This window comes from Burkholderia metallica, from assembly GCF_001718555.1.
In the GTDB taxonomy this organism is placed as follows: Bacteria; Pseudomonadota; Gammaproteobacteria; order Burkholderiales; family Burkholderiaceae; genus Burkholderia; species Burkholderia metallica.
The window spans coordinates 2746297-2761429 of the sequence record NZ_CP013403.1 but is presented as its reverse complement, the minus strand read 5'-3'; the positions used below and the strand labels follow the sequence as shown (position 1 = coordinate 2761429).

The window sequence follows — 15133 nt, the reverse complement described above, 5'->3', positions numbered from 1 at the left end:
TTTCTCGTGTGCGGAAAGGGTGGGGCTCAGACGGTCTCGAGCGGCTCGTCGACGGCCGACAGCGGGCGGCGCGCGGTGTGATCGGGGCGCGTGTCGGGCATGCCGTGCGTCGCGTCGTGCTGCACGTCGGGCAGCGCGGGGCCGGCCTTCATCAGCTTCAGCATGTAGTACACGCCGGTGCCGAACACGAGGAAGTACACGATCACGAACGTCATCATCGACAGGCTGACCTGCTGCACCGACAGCGGCGACACGGCCTGCGCGGTGCGCATCACGCCATACACGACCCACGGCTGGCGACCCGCTTCGGTCGTGACCCAGCCCGCGAGCAGCGACACGAAGCCGGTCGGGCCCATCACGAGCGCGAAGCGCTGGAACACCTTCGATTCATACAGGCGCCCGCGGCGGCGCAGGAACCACGCGAGCGCGGCGAGGCCGATCATCGCGAAGCCGAGGCCGACCATGATCCGGAAGCTCCAGAACACGACCGTCGAGTTCGGGCGGTCTTCCGGCGGGAATTCCTTCAGCCCGCGGATCTCGCCGTCCCAGCTGTGCGTGAGGATCAGGCTGCCGAGATGCGGCACCTTCACCGCGTAGCGGGTGGTTTCGGCCTGCATGTCCGGAATGCCGAACAGGTTCAGCGGCGTGCCGCCCTTCTCGGTTTCCCACAGCCCTTCGATCGCGGCGATCTTCGCGGGCTGGTGCTTCAGCGTGTTGATCCCGTGCTGGTCGCCGATCACGGCCTGCAGCGGCGCGAGCACGAGCAGCAGCCACAGCGCCATCGAGAACATCTTCTTCACGCCCTTGTCGCGGCGGCCCTTCAGCAGATGCCATGCGCCGGTCGCGGCCACCACCAGCGCGGCGACGATGAACGCGGCGATCGCCATGTGGAACAGGCGGTACGGGAACGACGGGTTGAAGATGATCGCGAACCAGTCGGTCGGCACGACGCGGCCGTCAACGATCTCGAAGCCCTGCGGCGTCTGCATCCAGCTGTTCGACGCGAGGATCCAGAACGTCGAGATCAGCGTGCCGATCGCGACCATCAGCGTCGCGCCGAAGTGCGCGCGCGGGCTCACGCGGTTCCAGCCGAACAGCATGATGCCGAGGAAGCCGGCCTCGAGGAAGAACGCGGTCATGACCTCGTACATCAGCAGCGGCCCGGTGACGGCGCCGGCGAAGCTCGAGAAGCCCGACCAGTTCGTGCCGAACTGGTAGCTCATCACGACGCCGGAGACGACGCCCATCCCGAACGCGACCGCGAAGATCTTCGACCAGAACAGGCAGAGGGTTTTGTAGTACTGCTTGCCGGTTTTCAGCCAGCGATATTCGAGCACGGCGATGAAGCTGGCGAGGCCGATGCTCAGCGCCGGAAAGACGATGTGAAAGGAGACGGTGAACGCGAATTGCAGGCGGGCCAGATCGAGGGCCGAAAGAGCGGTGTCCATACCAGTTGACCGAGGCTGACGATACCCGCCGACGGGTGCCGGCGGCCCCCGGCGGACGGGCGTCGGGGTTGGCTGGAGTATGTGCCGCGATGTTGCACCGCGAAATGCGCCAACTCGTCGCAGATGTCCAGCCCGCCGCGGGCGATCTCGGGATAAATCATTGATTTGTATCAAGAAGGCGGCTTGCGGCGCGCGCGGCCGCGACGCGGCGGTCTGACGCACGTGCGTCAATATGGCGCGTCGCGTCATCGGAACGGTTCGGTGCGGCCGCGAACGTCGCGTCCTGCCGGGCGTCGCGGCGCGCGCGCGGTCGAACCGTTGCGGTGCGTTATCGCGTAACGCATGCGCTCGCGCCGACGGGGCCGGCAGATGGGGTCTGTCACAGAGGTAACGCCGCGCAACATTCGCCAACGCGCCCGTAATGGAAGCCGGATCGTGTGCGGCGTAGCGTTCCGTATGTCGGGTTCGCATCGACGAACCGCCAGCCGGAGAACGTGACGTGAATGGATTGAAGCTCGCACTGGGCGCGGTGGCCGCAGTGGCGATCGCGACGGGCGGCGTGGCGCATGCCGCCCGGGTCGGCGTCTATGTCGGCGCCGGCTACCCGTATTACTACCCCGTCGTCCCCGCGCCTTACTACTACCCGCCGCCCGTCGTCGCGGTGCCCGTCGATCCGGGGCCCGCGCCCGAGTACGTCGAGAAGGGACAGCCGCAGGACGAAGGCGGCGCGAACCTCTGGTACTACTGCGACGCGTCGAAGCATTACTACCCGTATGTGAAGACCTGCAAGTCGGGCTGGCGATCGGTGCCGGCGCGGCCGCAGTGACGGAGGCGCGACGATGAAATCCGTATTTCGAACCCTGCGCGTGCCGGCCGCGCTGGCGCTGGCCGGCCTGCTCGGCGCGTGTGCATACATGCCGACGGGCCCGAGCGTGATGGCGCTGCCCGGCACCGGCAAGTCGTTCGACCAGTTTCGCGCCGACGATGCGAACTGCCGTCAATACGCGTTCGAGCAATCGGGCGGCGTGAGCGCGGGCCAGGCGTCGACCGCGAGCGCGGTCGGCAGCGCGGCGGTCGGCACCGCGCTCGGCGCGGCGGCCGGCGCGGCGTTCAACGGCGGTACGGGCGCGGCCGTCGGCGCGGGCGCCGGGCTGCTCGCGGGCAGCGTGGTAGGCGCCGGCGCGGCGCAAGGCTCGGCCTACGACATTCAGCGCCGCTACGACTACGGCTACCTGCAATGCATGTACGCGAGCGGCAACCGCGTGCCGGTGCCGGGCGGGATGAGCGGCGGCGGTGGCGGCGGGTACGGCGGAGGCGGATATGGCGGCGCACCGCGCGCGGCGCCGCCGATGCCGCCGGCGGGCGTTCAGCCGCCGCCGCCGCGCTACTGACGGCGGCCGGGGCGGCCCGGCCGGTGACCTGCCGCACGGCGTGCCGGTACGTGGTGCGCGTAGCGACCGGCGGTACACATGCGCCGCGTGAATTGCGTACACTCTGAGTCTCGTTTCGGCAGGGCCGGGCGCATCGGTTCCGGTCCGCGTTAACCCAGGACTCAGCGATGATCGATTTACGCAGCGATACCGTGACACGTCCGAGCCAGGCAATGCTGGCCGCGATGACTGCCGCCGAAGTCGGCGACGACGTATGGGGTGACGACCCGACCGTGCTGCGCCTGCAGGCGGTGATGGCCGAGCGGGCCGGCAAGGAAGCGGGCCTGTTCTTCCCGAGCGGCACGCAGAGTAACCTCTCCGCACTGATGGCCCATTGCGAACGCGGCGACGAGTACATCGTCGGCCAGCTCGCGCACACCTACAAGTACGAAGGCGGCGGCGCGGCCGTGCTGGGCAGCATCCAGCCGCAGCCGATCGAAAATGCACCGGACGGCACGCTGCCGATCGCGAAGATCGCCGCGGCGATCAAGCCGATCGACAATCACTTTGCGCGTACGCGCCTGCTCGCGCTCGAAAACACGATCGGCGGCCAGGTTCTGCCGGAAAGCTACGTCCAGGAAGCCACCGCGTTCGCGCGCAGCCGCGGTTTGTCGCTGCATCTCGACGGCGCGCGCGTGTGCAACGCGGCCGTCGCGTCGGGCCGTTCGATCGCCGAGCTGTGCGCGCCGTTCGACACCGTATCGATCTGCTTCTCGAAAGGGCTTGGCGCGCCGGTCGGCTCGGTGCTGGTCGGCAGCCATGCGCTGATCGAGCGCGCGCAGCGCTGGCGCAAGGTGCTCGGCGGCGCGATGCGGCAGTCGGGCATTCTCGCCGCCGCGTGCCTGTATGCGCTCGACCACAACGTCGAGCGGCTCGCCGACGATCACGCGAATGCCGCGCATCTCGCCGAAGGTCTCGCGCGCATCGACGCGGTGAAGGTGCTGTCGCATGCGACGAACATGGTGTTCGCGCAATTCCCCGAAGCCGATTGCGCGCCGCTCGAGGCGTGGCTCAAGGCGCGCGGAATCCTCACGCAGATGCTGTACGCATCGCGTTTCGTCACGCACTGCGACGTATCGCGCGCGGACATCGACACCTTTATCGACGCGGTCCGCGCGTATTTCGCGCAGCGCCGCGCGTAACGCGAATGCGCCGGCCGGCGGGGGACGCCGGCGCGATAGGGCGCGAAGCAGGATGCGCAGAGGCGACGGGAGCGACGTGGCAACCCGTCTGTCGGGTTCGGGCGAACCGGCGGATTACGCCTGGCCCGGTGCGGTGGCGGGCGGCGTGCCGTCGTGGAACAGCGTTTTCAGTTGCGTGCGCAGTTCGGTGCTGTCGGCGTGCTGGTGCACGAGCACCGCATGCTGCACGGCGGCCTCCAGCAGTTCGTCGTCGGAGTCGGCGGAAATCGCGACGGAGCAGTGCGTCGCGCTGGGAAACTCGCGGCAGTCGATATAGCGGCGAGACATGATGTTCTCCTGGCAGAAAAGGGAACGGCCGGATGGGCGTGATCGGCCGCGCAGCGCGTTCGCGGGGCCGATGGAAAAAGTATAGGCCGCGCGGCGGGGAGGCTCGCCGCGATGTGGCCCGACGCGCGCAGCGCGTATCAGGGATTGCGCACCACGCCGGCGAAGTCGATCACACCCGCATCACGGCAGCGGCGCGAGCAGCCGGCGCGCCGCTTCGACGACCCGCTCGGACAACGACGCCATCGTCGGCGTCTGCACGGTCCACGCGTGCCAGTACAGCGTGACGTCGGTCGGATGCGCGGGCGCGAGATCGACGAGTCCTTGCGTGTCGAGCGGCACGGTGCCGATCAGCGGCTCCGGCACCATCGCATAGCCGAGCCCGTGCCGCACCGCCGCGAAATGCGAATGGGTGCCCGGCACGTAGTGGCACGGGTAGGCGCCGTCGGGCAACCCGAACTTCTCCTTCAGGAACGACGACTGCAGCGTATCGCGCCGCGAATACGCGACGACGGGCGCGTGGCGCGCGCTCGTGCGGTTCAGCCCGCGCGGGAACCAGCGCACCGCGAACGCGGCGGCCGCGAGCAGCCGGTAGCGCATCGTGCCGAGCGGCGTCGCGAGGCAGCCGCGCATCGGCTTCGGCTCGGTCGTCACGCAGCCTACCGCCATCCCGCTTTCGAGCAGCGCGAACGTATGGTCTTGATCCTCGACGATCAACTCGAACAGGATGCGCTCGCCCGCGAGCACCGACGTCAGCGCCGGCAGAAACCAGGTACCGAGGCTGTCGGAATTGAGCGCGATCGTGACCGAGATCGGCGATTCGCGTTCGGCCGCGAGCGTGCTTTGCAGGTCGGCCTGCAGCAGCGCGACGCGGCGCAGGTGCTGCAGCACGCGCTGCCCGGCCACCGTCGGGCGGCACGGCCGCGTGCGCAGCACGAGCGGCGTGCCGAGGCTCGCCTCCAGCGCGCGGACCCGCTGCGTGACGGCAGAGGCGGTCACGTGCAGGCGCACGGCCGCCTGCTCGAAGCTGCCCGTGTCGGCGACGGCCAGCAGCGCGGCGGCCTGCTTCGGATCGATCGTCATCGACATGCCGGTGCAATTCCTGTGAACGTAAGACGAGAACAGCCGGTAGTGTAAGGCAGTGCGTCCGGGCGGCCGGGTGCCGCGCATCGTCGTGCCGCCGCGCATGCGCCGCCGGAATCGGCCCGGGCCGTCCGCATGCCGGTGGCGCGCGCATTTTGAACTAGGCTATATGAACGCGCGGAACCCGGCATGCGCGATGCCGGCGCCTTCGCGCGCGGACGATTGCGCGTCGCACGCAAGCCGCGGCGCGGGCGTCGTGACGATGTCCCTTTCAAGGAGACGAACATGACGATTCGACTGGGCGAGGACGCGCCCGATTTCACCGCGGAGACCACCGAGGGAACGATCCGCTTTCACGAATGGATCGGCGACCACTGGGCGATCCTGTTTTCCCATCCGAAGGATTTCACGCCGGTGTGCACGACCGAACTCGGCTACATGGCCGGACTCAAGCCGGAGTTCGACAAACGCAACACGAAGATCATCGGACTGTCGATCGATCCGGTCAGCGATCACCGCAAGTGGGTGGCGGATATCGCCGAAACGCAGGGGCACGCGGTCAACTATCCGCTGATCGGCGACGACGAACTGAAGGTCGCGAAGCTGTACGACATGATTCATCCGAATGCGAGCGGCGGCCCGCGCACGGCGGTCGACAACGCGACCGTGCGCTCGGTGTTCGTCATCGGGCCGGACAAGAAGGTCAAGGCGATGCTCGTCTATCCGATGAGCGCGGGACGCAATTTCGACGAGGTGCTGCGCCTGCTCGACGCGCTGCAGCTCAATGCGCGGCACACGGTGGCGACGCCGGTCAACTGGAAGCCCGGCGACGATGTCATCATTCCGACGTCGGTGTCGGACGATGCGGCGAAGCAGAAGTATCCGCAGGGCTTCCGGACGCTGAAGCCGTACCTGCGCTATGTGAAGCAGCCGGGCTGACGCGCCGCGTCGGCGCGATGCCGGCCATGCAGGACCAGGACGGGCGGCCCGCGCGCGCGACAGCATTGGCGCGGGCCCGACAATCCGTACCCGACGCGCGCGACACGCGCATCAGACACGCATCACCCACGCATCACCCCGCCGACGGAGCGACCTCGCGATGATCTTCCGGCAACTCTTCGACCCGCAATCGTCGACGTACACGTACCTGCTTGCCGACCGTGCGTCGGGCGAAGCGCTGCTGATCGATCCCGTGTTCGAGCAGGTACGCCGCGACGCGGCGCTGCTCGACGAACTCGGGCTGCGGCTCGTCGCGACCGTCGACACGCACGTGCATGCCGATCACGTGACGGGCGCATGGCTGCTGAAACAGCGCACCGGCAGCACGATCGCGATCTCGGCCGCGAGCGGCGCGCAAGGCGCCGATCGCTACCTGAACGACGGCGACCGCTGCGCGTTCGGCACGCGCTACCTGAGCGTGCGCGCGACGCCCGGCCATACGGGCGGCTGCATCAGCCTCGTGCTCGACGACGAATCGATGGCGTTCACCGGCGATTGCCTGCTGATCCGCGGCACGGGCCGCACCGACTTCCAGCAGGGCGACCCGCGCGCGCTGTACCGCGCGGTGCACGGCCGGCTCTTCACGCTGCCGGCCGGGTGCCTGCTGTATCCGGCGCACGACTATCGCGGGCTCACGGTGACGAGCGTCGGCGAGGAGCGGCGCTTCAACCCGCGCTTGGGCGGCGATCTGAGCGAAGACGACTTCGCGGGCTACATGCGCAACCTCGGGCTCGCGCACCCGCGCCAGATCGACGTCGCGGTGCCGGCGAACCTGCAGTGCGGCGTCGCCGCGAACGCGCCCGACGCGCAGGCGGCGCCCGACTGGGCGCCGCTCGTCTATACGTTCGCCGGGTTCTGGGAAATCGATCCGCAGTGGCTAGAGGATCATCTGCCTGCGGTCCAGGTCGTCGACGTGCGCGAGCCCGACGAATTCACGGGCCCGCTCGGCCATCTGCCCGGCGCGACGCCGATTCCGCTCGGCGAACTGGCCGCGCGCGCCGGCGAGATCGCGCGCGACCGGCCGGTCGTGACCGTGTGCCGCGCCGGCGGCCGATCCGCACAGGCGACCGTGATTCTGCTGAAGGCCGGCTTCGACACGGTCGCGAATCTCGGCGGCGGGATGCTGCGCTGGCGCGCCGAAGGGCGCGTCGTGCAGGACGGCCGGTCGTAACGCGCCGGGCCGGCCCGAGCGCACAAAAAAATTCCGGATCGCTGTCGAAACGGCCGCGCGCCGTTCGTCGTACTGGTATCCGATCACGTGGCGCCGCATCATGCGGTGCCGAAACCCCGGGAGACCGCACGATGCTGCCGATGTTATACGCCCATCCCTTTTCGTCTTACTGCCAGAAGGTGCTGACCGCGCTGTACGAGAACGGCACGCCGTTCGAGTATCGCGTGCTCGCGCACGACGATCCGAAGCCGATGCAGGAACTGACCGCGCTGTGGCCGCTGAAGCGCTTTCCGGTGCTCGTCGACCGCGGCCGCACGGTGGTCGAGGCGTCGATCATCATCGAGTATCTCGGCCTGCATCATCCGGGCCCCGTGCGCCTGCTGCCCGACGATCCGCGCGCGGCGCTCGAGGTGCGGTTGATGGATCGCTTCTTCGACAACTACGTGTCGACGCCGCAGCAGAAGGTCGTGCACGACGCGCTGCGGCCGGCTGCCGAGCGCGATGCGCGCGGTGTCGCCGATGCGCGTGCGATGCTGGAGACGTCGTATGCGTGGCTGGACAAGACGATGGCCGATCGCGAATGGGCGGCCGGCGACCACTTCAGCCTCGCCGACTGCGGCGCGGCGCCGTTCCTGTTCTACGCGGACTGGACGCACCGGATCGATCCGAAGTTCGGGAACGTGTTGGCGTACCGCAAGCGTCTGCTGGCGCGGCCGTCGTTCGCGCGCGCGGTCGACGAGGCACGGCCGTATCGTTCGTTCTTTCCGCTGGGTGCGCCCGATCGCGACTGATCGGCACGGGCAGCGCGCGGCGCGCTGCCGCTCGCGCAGGGCCGGCAGCGCGTACCCGGGCGGCGGCACCTGTGCGCGCAGCCGAGCGGACCGGACGCGAGGGTGACGAGCCCGTTCGCGGTCGTCGCGACGCCCCACGCGCGTTGCCGCTTGCGCTCCGCTGCGGATCGTGCACGACATGCGCTGAGTCGCGTCAAGTCCGCGCGAATCGTCCGGACTGCGCAGCGTCATGCTTGCGCCGGTCGTAAAAAAAGCGGGCAAGCCCCTGTGGGTCCTGCCCGCCGCGCATCGGCGATGCGGAAATTCAGTTGCGCCACATCCGCACGGCGAGCGCGCCCAGCGACGTCGCGACGGCCAGCGCGGTCACCGCATTCCAGCCCAGTTGCGCGAGCAACGAACTGCCGATCGCGGCGCCGGCTGCCATCCCGATGAACATGCCGACGAACAGCACCGCGTTGAGGCGGCTGCGCGACGCGGGATCGATCCGGTAGACGATCGATTGGTGCGCGATCAGCGTGGCCTGTACACCGAGATCGAAGCCGATCGTCGCGAGTGCGAGCAGGACGAGCTGCGCATGCGGCGACATCAGCGGCGCGGCGGCCATCGACGCGAACGACACCGTCGCGATGCCGATACCGATGCGCGTGACGCGCTCGGGGCCGTGATGGTCGGCCAGGCGCCCGGCGATCGGCGCGGCCAGCGCGCCGGCTGCGCCTGCGAGGCCGAACGCGCCGGCGGCTGCGCTGCCGAGATGGAACGGCGCGCCGTGCAGCATCACCGCGAGCGTCGACCAGAACGCACTGAATCCGATGGCCAGCAGCCCCTGTGCGAGCGCCGCGCGGCGCAGCGCGGGATGGCGGCGCCACAGTTCGCCGAGCGACCCGATCAGCGCGCGGTACGGCAGCTGCGTGGTGGGCTCGAAGCGCGGCAGCCCGCGTGCGGCCACGATGCCGATGGCGGCGACGCTGACGGCCGCGAGCGCGAACATCGCGCGCCAGCCGGCCGTCTCGGCGACGAACCCGGCCACGACCCGCGACAGCAGGATGCCGAGCAGCAGCCCCGTCATCACAGTGCCGACGATGCGGCCGCGATGCGCATCGTGCGCGAGCGTCGCGGCGGCCGGCACGACGTCCTGCGCCATCGTCGCGGCGAGGCCGATCGCGAAGCTCGCCGCGAGCAGCAGCCCGAGCGACGGCGCGATCGCAGCGAGCAGCAGCGCGACGACCAGCATCGCGGCCTTGGTCACGATCACGCGGCGGCGATCGAAGCGGTCGCCGAGCGGCGCGAGCAGCAGGATGCCGAGCGCATAGCCGAGCTGCGTGAGCGTCGGCACGAAGCCGATCGCGCGCGCCGATGCGCCGAGATCGGGCCCGAGCGCGCCGAGCATCGGCTGCGAGTAGTAGAGCGGCGCGACGCCGAGGCCGGCGGCGGCCGCGAGCAGCAGCACGAGCCGACGATCGGGCATCGAATGGGCGGCCGGGTGAGCCGGGGCGTGAGCGGCGCGAGGCGCGGCGTCGAGTCGAGACGGAGTGGACATGGCGTGCATCCTGGGTTGGATCGAGGAATGGACGCGAGTGTGGCGGCTGGCGGCCGGCGACGGTAGTGCCGCCTTGCGCAGATTTGTTATACGCTTGGCGAATGACCGAAAAATTGCCTGTCTCTCCCGCTGTTGGCGGATCTGCGTGCGTTCAGGCGGTGCCGGTGGACGGCGCCGGCTATCGTTTCGAGCTGATGGAAACCTTCGTACGCATAGTCGAGGCCGGCAGCCTGTCGGCCGCGGCCGCGCAACTGAACACCACGCAGCCGACGATCAGCCGGCGGCTGCAGGCGCTCGAACGCTCGCTCGGCATGCGGCTGCTGCAGCGGACCACGCACACGATGCGGCTGACCGTCGACGGCGAGCGCTGCTTCAAGCGCGCGAAGGAGCTGCTGGCGAGCTGGGCGGCGTTCGAGGCCGATCTGCGCGGCGCGCAGGAGGAGCCGGACGGGCTGCTGCGCGTCGCGGTGCCGCACGCGTTCGGCCAGGAGCGCTTCGTCGAGCCGCTCGCGCGGTTCCTGCGCGACTATCCGCGCGTGTCGGTCGAATGGCTGCTGCAGGACGAGGTGCGGGATTTCGTCGGCAGCGGCATCGATTGCGCAATCCAGGTGGGCGAGCCGACCGATCCGGCCGTCGTCGCGATCCGGCTGTCGAAGGTGCCGCGTTTCGTGGTCGCGGCGCCGTCCGTGCTGAACGGCGCCGACGCGCCGGCCGACCCCGACGCGCTGGCCGCGTTGCCGTGGCTCGCGCTGCGCACGTACTACCGCACCGAGCTGGCGCTCACGCATTCGGTCACCGGCGAGACGCGGCGCATTGCGATCCGCCCGCGCATCACGACCGCGAACCTGTATGCGCTGCGCAGTGCGGCGCTGCTGGGCGTGGGCGCGTGCGTCGGGTCGTCATGGATGCTGGCCGATCACCTCGCGCGCGGCGAGCTGGTCCACCTCGCGCCCGAGTGGCAGGCCGCGCCGCTGCCCGTCTACCTGACCTATCCGCACGCGCAGTTCTATCCGTCGCGGCTCGTGCGGTTCGCCGCGATGATGCGCGAGGCCGTGCCGCGGCTCGTCGAAGGGCGCGACGTCTGACACGGGATGCGCGATGCGCCGCGCGCCGCGCGGCTGCGGCGCCCTCTGCCGTCAACCGCGCCGGATCCCTTCGGGCAGTGTGCTGATGCGGCGCACCTCGGGCGACTCGAGCCACGCGCGCGATGTCGCGCAGTCGGCGAACATGTCGGTCGCATCCTCGCCCCAGAACAGGTCGCCGTCGAGTTCGAAGGTCGGCACGCCGAATACGCCGTGTGCGATCGCGTCGTCGGTGTTCGCGCGCAGCGCGTCCTTCACCGGCTGGGCTTCGACGGCCGTCACGCCTTCCGCAAAGCCGACGGCTTCGCACAGCGCGGCGAAGCCTTCCGGCGTCGACACGTCGTGGCCGTCGCGCCAGATATGCCGGAAGATCCGCCGAATCGCGTCGGGCGAATTGCCCATCGCGATCGCGAGGCGCAGCGGCCTGATCGGATTGAACGGGTGCGCGGGCGGCATCCGGAACGGAATGCCGAGCTTGTCCGCGCGATATTGCGCGTGGCGATAGGTGAACACGCGTTTCGCGGCGATCTCGGCCGGCGCTTTCTGGCCCCAGTGCGCGAGCAGCGCGCCGAGCACGATGGGCTTCGGCTCGAACGCGGCGGCGGCCGGCAACCGGTCGAATTGTTCCTGCTGCAAATAGGCGAACGGCGAAACGAAATCGAAATACCAGGTGGCGGTGCGCGCGGCGTTCATGGTGGTTGCCCTCAAGCGTGTCCGGTTGGCGGTTGCATGCGCGCGGCATGCCGGCAGGCGGCGCGCGATGCATGCATCGGCGGCTAGTGTCGCACGCGACCGCCGTTTTCCATGCAGTTCGCCAGCGCGGGGAAACCGTGGATGACGACCTGCATCGACGCGTTCGGCCCCGGACGCTGCATGTTCGAGAGCAATTTCCCGGTCGACAAGGGCTCGTATTCGTTCGTGAACGGCTGGAACGCGTTCAAGCGGCTGACCGCGCAGGCGAGCGCGGACGAGCGTGACGCGCTGTTTCGCGGCACGGTCACGCGCGCGTACCGGCTCGGCTGACGCGCGTGCGCGGCGTCAACCGGCCTCCACCAGCGCCGCGAGCCGCGCCAGCGCCATCTGCCAGCCGGTTTCGTTGTCGGTGGCCGGCACACCCGGCGGCACTCCGTCGTGCACCGCCTCGACGCGCGTGCCGCCTGCCTCGTCGGACAGCGTGATCGTGATCGTCATTGCGCCGCGCAGCATCGGATCGTCGGTTTCGAACACGTCGATTTCGACGATCCGCTCGTCGGGCACGAGCGTCACGAAGCGGCCGTGATAGGTGTCGGTGTGCGCGGTGGTCTTGCCGGCGCCGTCCGACGGTTCGTCGTAGCTCAGCGACACGCGCAGCGAGCCGCCTTCGCGTGCGTCGTAGGCGTGGACGCGGCACGTCATGCCGTCGGGCACCTTCCATTGTTCGACCGCGTGCGGGTCGAGCAGCGCGCGGTAGACGCGCCCGCGCGGGGCGTTCAGGTGCCGGCTGACCCGGGTCGAATGTGTGTGCGTGTGCAACATGTTGCCTCCCGCGGTGCGCGCACGACGGTGCATGCCGGCGGCCGGCATGTCGTCATGCTTCCTTCAGGAATCCTAGGCGCGCACGACGCGGCATGCAATGACCGCGCACCCGGCCGCGCTCAGCGCAGCGTGGCCGCGAAGGCGTCGAGCTGCGTGATGCAGGTGTTCCAGCCCTCGAAAAAACCGAGTGCTTCGTGACGTTCGCGGGTGGCGGCGTCCGGATGCATCACGCGCGCTTCGTAGCGGCTGCCGGCATCGTCGTCGGCCATCGTGATGATCGCCGTGAAACCCATCCACGGCGCCTGCGGCCGCCAGCCACCCGCGAGCATCGACGTGAACACGATGCGCGATTCCGGCACGATTTCGAGGAAGCAGCCGGGATTGTCGCTGGTACCGCCATCGGGGCCGCGCATGAACGTGTGGAAGGCGCCGCCCGGGCGCAGGTCGAACGCGCGTACTTCGGTGGTCCACGGTTTCGGGCACCACCATTCCTTCAGCAGTTCGGGGTCGGTCCACGCACGCCACAGCGCGTGGCGCGGCGCGTGCAGCGTGCGCGTGATGACGAGATCGCGGGCTTCAGCGGGTTCGACGGGGTTGGCTGACATCTTGCTCCTCCTGGTGACGGCGTTCGACGAATTCGACCAGACGGTCGGATCGCGCTTCCCACAGCGCGCGCTGCGCGGCGAGCCATGCTTCGGCTTCGGTCAGCCGGCTGCCGACCAGCGTGCAGGTGCGCGAGCGGCCGGTTTTGCGGGTCTGCACGAGGCCGCTGCGTTCGAGCACCGCGACGTGCTTCATGAACGACGGCAGCGCCATGTCGAACGGCGCGGCCAGCGCGGAGACGGTCTGCTCGCCGTGGCCGAGCGCGCTGACGATCGCGCAGCGCGTCGGATCGGCGAGTGCGTGGAAGACGTCGCTGATGCCGGGTTGAAAGTTAGCCATGCGGCTAAGTATAGGGAAAGCGAACGGCGATGCAACGGAAATTTTCGTCGCGTAGGATGATGGGGCGGTAACACGCGCCGACCGGGTGCGGCGTTGCCGCGCGCCTGCCGCCGTTGCGCGAGCCGCGGTGGCGTCCGGTGTTCCTTCCGATCCGGACGTACGCCGAATTCGCGCGGGCGGCCTATCTGACTACTGGATACCGGAGATGGCATGACCGAACCCGTTACCGTGCGTCGCGTCGACGCCGGGGAAGCGGCGACCTGCATCGATGCGCTGGCCGACGTGCTGATCGATTGCGTCGAGGGCGGTGCGTCCGTCAGCTTCATGTTGCCGATCGAGCGGGCGACCGCCGTTGCGTTCTGGACGAAGGTCGCCGACGGCATCGCAAGCGGCGAGCGCATTTTGCTCGTTGCCGAGGACGCGGCCGGCCAGATCGTCGGCACCGTGCAGGTCGTCACCGCGCAGCCTGAGAACCAGCCGCATCGCGCGGACATCTCGAAGATGCTCGTGTCGCGCCACGCGCGCCGGCAGGGCATTGCCGCGCGGCTGATGGCGGCCGCCGACGCGGCCGCGCGCGAGGCCGGCAAGACCGTGCTGGTGCTCGACACCGTGACGGGCGGCGACGCCGAGCGGCTGTACGAGCGGGCCGGCTGGCAGCGCGTGGGCGTCGTGCCGAACTATGCGCTGATGCCCGACGGCACGCTCTGCGCGACGACGTATTTCCACAAGCAGCTCGCGTAGCCGGGCGCGTCATGCATCGCGTTGCGCCGGTGCTCGTGTGGGTCACGCTCGCGACCGGCCTCGTCGCGCTGCTCGCGCCTGCGTGGCTCGCGACCGCGTGGCGGCGCCGCACGCAGGTGCCGTGGCGCGTGTTCTTCTACGGAATGCTGACCTTCTTCGTGTTCCAGCCGGTATTGCGCATGTCCTGGCAGATTCCGCTGTACCGCTGGCTCGCGCACGACCCACGCTGGCACTTGCCGATGCTCGTGTTCGCGGCGTTGACGGCCGGGCTCTTCGAGGAATGCGGACGCTGGGTTGCCTTCCGCTATCTGCTGCCGAAGCGGCATGACGCGCCGACGGCCGTGATGCTCGGGCTCGGGCACGGCGGGCTGGAGGCGATGCTGCTGGTCGGCGTCGGGTTTCTCGCGCTCGGTACGGGCTATCTGCTCGCCCACGCGGGCGTCGTGATACCCGAGGGCGCGCAGTCGCTGATCGGCGCGCAGTTCGCGGGCATGACGCTCGCGTCACCGTTTCTCGCGCTGTGCGAGCGCGCGAGCGCGATGGCCGTGCACGTCGGGCTGTCGCTGATCGTGCTGCAGGCGTTCGTCCGCGGCACGAAGCGCTGGCTCGCGTATGCGATCGCATTCCACTTCCTGTTCGACCTCGCTGCCGTGCTGCTGACGCGGTACTGGCACGTCGATACCGTGCTGGTCGAGGTGCTCCTGTTCGTGTGCGGTGTCGCGCTTCTGTGGCTGGGCCTGCGCTGGAGCCGCCGCGAAGCGGGTGCCGGCGGTGCGCGCAATGAGCGCGCCACGTGAACGGGACGGCCGGCGTCAGCGTCGCGGGGCCGGGTTCGGCACGCGGAGGGGCGAACGGCCGTTGCGGGCGGGTAGAGGGCAAGATTGCGGCGCGCCCGCTGATCCGACCAATATGTTATTCAGGCGATATT

General features: G+C 69.4%; 17 protein-coding genes and 1 pseudogene. 10 read left to right on the top strand and 8 right to left on the bottom strand.

Features of this window, described 5'->3' with window-relative positions:
- Positions 1–26: 26 nt before the first annotated feature.
- Entirely contained in the window at positions 27–1448 is a 1422-nt protein-coding gene (locus WJ16_RS31755; RefSeq protein ID WP_069260901.1) for a cytochrome ubiquinol oxidase subunit I, read from the bottom strand.
- 499 nt (positions 1449–1947) lie between these two features.
- On the opposite strand from WJ16_RS31755, the gene WJ16_RS31750 reads away from it, so the two are divergent.
- The 3 genes from WJ16_RS31750 (at position 1948) to ltaE (ending at position 4020) form a co-directional block, all read left to right on the top strand.
- Positions 1948–2274 (top strand): hypothetical protein, encoded by a 327-nt coding sequence (locus tag WJ16_RS31750; RefSeq protein WP_069260900.1) that lies wholly within the window; start codon positions 1948–1950, stop codon positions 2272–2274.
- A gap of 13 nt (positions 2275–2287) precedes the next feature.
- Positions 2288–2839 carry a YMGG-like glycine zipper-containing protein gene (locus WJ16_RS31745; protein WP_069260899.1) on the top strand — a complete coding sequence of 184 codons (552 nt, stop codon included), beginning with the start codon at positions 2288–2290 and terminating at the stop codon, positions 2837–2839.
- A gap of 167 nt (positions 2840–3006) precedes the next feature.
- Positions 3007–4020, top strand: a complete 1014-nt coding sequence (gene ltaE / locus WJ16_RS31740; RefSeq protein WP_069260898.1) for a low-specificity L-threonine aldolase — start codon at positions 3007–3009, stop codon at positions 4018–4020.
- Positions 4021–4134: 114 nt separating this feature from the next.
- Here the strand turns inward: ltaE and WJ16_RS31735 are convergent, their stop codons facing one another.
- Both WJ16_RS31735 and WJ16_RS31730 read right to left on the bottom strand, forming a co-directional pair.
- The gene (locus WJ16_RS31735; protein ID WP_069260897.1) at positions 4135–4347 is read right to left on the bottom strand and encodes a DUF1059 domain-containing protein; all 213 of its coding nucleotides are present in this window, start codon (positions 4345–4347) and stop codon (positions 4135–4137) included.
- A 180-nt stretch (positions 4348–4527) separates the two neighbouring features.
- Positions 4528–5433: an HTH-type transcriptional regulator ArgP gene (locus WJ16_RS31730; RefSeq protein ID WP_069260896.1), complete on the bottom strand. Its 906-nt coding sequence runs from the start codon at positions 5431–5433 to the stop codon at positions 4528–4530.
- A 279-nt stretch (positions 5434–5712) separates the two neighbouring features.
- Between WJ16_RS31730 and WJ16_RS31725 the strand changes: the two genes are divergently transcribed.
- From WJ16_RS31725 to WJ16_RS31715, 3 genes are all read left to right on the top strand, one after another.
- On the top strand, positions 5713–6366 hold the full coding sequence (locus tag WJ16_RS31725) for a peroxiredoxin (RefSeq protein ID WP_069261251.1): 654 nt from the start codon (positions 5713–5715) through the stop codon (positions 6364–6366).
- Between the two features lie 160 nt (positions 6367–6526).
- The gene (locus WJ16_RS31720; RefSeq protein ID WP_069260895.1) at positions 6527–7597 is read left to right on the top strand and encodes a rhodanese-like domain-containing protein; all 1071 of its coding nucleotides are present in this window, start codon (positions 6527–6529) and stop codon (positions 7595–7597) included.
- Positions 7598–7728: 131 nt separating this feature from the next.
- Positions 7729–8388, top strand: a complete 660-nt coding sequence (locus WJ16_RS31715; RefSeq protein WP_069260894.1) for a glutathione S-transferase family protein — start codon at positions 7729–7731, stop codon at positions 8386–8388.
- Positions 8389–8692: 304 nt separating this feature from the next.
- Here the strand turns inward: WJ16_RS31715 and WJ16_RS31710 are convergent, their stop codons facing one another.
- Positions 8693–9925, bottom strand: coding sequence for an MFS transporter (locus WJ16_RS31710; RefSeq protein ID WP_069260893.1), 1233 nt, complete (start codon positions 9923–9925; stop codon positions 8693–8695).
- 101 nt (positions 9926–10026) lie between these two features.
- Between WJ16_RS31710 and WJ16_RS31705 the strand changes: the two genes are divergently transcribed.
- Complete coding sequence (locus WJ16_RS31705; protein ID WP_076606037.1) at positions 10027–11010, top strand: LysR family transcriptional regulator; 984 nt, start codon at positions 10027–10029, stop codon at positions 11008–11010.
- Between the two features lie 51 nt (positions 11011–11061).
- Here the strand turns inward: WJ16_RS31705 and WJ16_RS31700 are convergent, their stop codons facing one another.
- The gene (locus tag WJ16_RS31700; protein ID WP_069260891.1) at positions 11062–11700 is read right to left on the bottom strand and encodes a 2-hydroxychromene-2-carboxylate isomerase; all 639 of its coding nucleotides are present in this window, start codon (positions 11698–11700) and stop codon (positions 11062–11064) included.
- 96 nt (positions 11701–11796) lie between these two features.
- Between WJ16_RS31700 and WJ16_RS31695 the strand changes: the two are divergent.
- A pseudogene (locus WJ16_RS31695) lies at positions 11797–12030 on the top strand (amidohydrolase family protein); the annotation flags it as partial.
- Positions 12031–12045: 15 nt separating this feature from the next.
- Here the strand turns inward: WJ16_RS31695 and WJ16_RS31690 are convergent.
- From WJ16_RS31690 to WJ16_RS31680, 3 genes are all read right to left on the bottom strand, one after another.
- A complete protein-coding gene (locus WJ16_RS31690) occupies positions 12046–12522 on the bottom strand; it encodes an SRPBCC family protein (RefSeq protein ID WP_069261250.1) in 477 nt (158 codons plus the stop codon).
- Between the two features lie 119 nt (positions 12523–12641).
- Positions 12642–13127, bottom strand: coding sequence for an SRPBCC family protein (locus tag WJ16_RS31685; RefSeq protein WP_069260889.1), 486 nt, complete (start codon positions 13125–13127; stop codon positions 12642–12644).
- Entirely contained in the window at positions 13099–13464 is a 366-nt protein-coding gene (locus tag WJ16_RS31680) for an ArsR/SmtB family transcription factor (protein WP_069260888.1), read from the bottom strand. The genes WJ16_RS31685 and WJ16_RS31680 overlap by 29 nt, the downstream gene beginning before the upstream one ends.
- Before the next feature lie 210 nt (positions 13465–13674).
- On the opposite strand from WJ16_RS31680, the gene WJ16_RS31675 reads away from it, so the two are divergent.
- Positions 13675–14205 (top strand): GNAT family N-acetyltransferase, encoded by a 531-nt coding sequence (locus tag WJ16_RS31675; RefSeq protein ID WP_069260887.1) that lies wholly within the window; start codon positions 13675–13677, stop codon positions 14203–14205.
- 11 nt (positions 14206–14216) lie between these two features.
- Positions 14217–15002, top strand: a complete 786-nt coding sequence (locus WJ16_RS31670) for a YhfC family intramembrane metalloprotease (protein ID WP_069260886.1) — start codon at positions 14217–14219, stop codon at positions 15000–15002.
- Positions 15003–15133 lie beyond the last annotated feature (131 nt).